We start from the raw sequence: 1,045 nt of genomic DNA on the forward strand, positions 1-1,045 counted from the left end.
TGTTCTGTCTCGGGAGGTTGTGAACACCTCACGAGCTGAGTCGGGCTGAGACGAGGAGAGGACCTTCTGGTTCGGTGTGAATCGCTACAAGACACGCCAAGCCAGAAAGGCCCTCGATGAGCCACTCTAACGCCCCGCTGACCCCGACCGGCAGACTGCGCCTGGCCCGGTGCGTGGTCGATGACGGCTGGCCCCTGCGCCGAGCCGCCGAGCGGTTCCAAGTCAGCCCTACCACCGCCTGGCGCTGGGCCGACCGCTACCGCCGCTTCGGCGCAGCGGGCATGACCGACCGCTCCAGCCGCCCGGCCACCAGCCCCGGCCGACTGCCCAACCGGACCGAGCGGCGGATCATCAAGATCCGCCTGGCCCGCCGATGGGGCCCGGCCCGCATCGCGTTCCTGCTGGGCCTGAACCCCTCCACGGTCCACCGGGTCCTGACCCGCTACGGCCTGCCCCGCCTCGCGCACCTGGACCGCGCCAGCGGCGAGCCGGTCCGCCGCTACGAACGATCCCGCCCCGGCGAGCTGGTCCATGTCGATGTCAAGAAGCTCGGCAACATCCCCGACGGCGGCGGCCACAAGATCCTGGGCCGCCCCGCCGGGCGCCGCACCCGCACCCGGTCGGCCCCGATCGCCAACAACAGCACCAGCAAAGGCGCGAAGTTCGGCTACGGCTACCTCCACACCGCCATCGACGACCACTCCCGCCTCGCCTACACCGAGATCCTGGCCGATGAGACCAAGGAGACCGCGACCGGCTTCATGACCCGGGCCCTGGACCACTTCGCCGCCGCCGGGATCGCCGTCGAACGCGTCCTCACCGACAACGGCGCACCCTACCGGTCCTTTCCCTGGCGAGACCTCTTGGCGGACCAAGGCATCAAGCACAAGCGGACCCGGCCCTACCGGCCCCAGACCAACGGGAAAGTCGAACGGTTCCACCGCACCCTGACCGACGAATGGGCCTACGCCCGCCCCTACCGGTCAGAACACGAGCGACGAGCCGCCCTCCCGGCATGGCTGCACTGGTATAACCATCACCGCGG

1 protein-coding gene is annotated in these 1,045 nt (G+C 69.9%); it reads left to right on the plus strand.

Annotated features, from left to right (window positions below; translation table 11 throughout):
• Window positions 1–116: 116 nt before the first annotated feature.
• Window positions 117–1,045 (plus strand): IS481 family transposase (locus O1R50_RS26130; RefSeq protein ID WP_270113201.1); only part of this gene is annotated, 929 nt, incomplete at its 3' end.

This window comes from Glycomyces luteolus, from assembly GCF_027622875.1.
In the GTDB taxonomy this organism is placed as follows: Bacteria; Actinomycetota; Actinomycetes; order Mycobacteriales; family Micromonosporaceae; genus Glycomyces; species Glycomyces luteolus.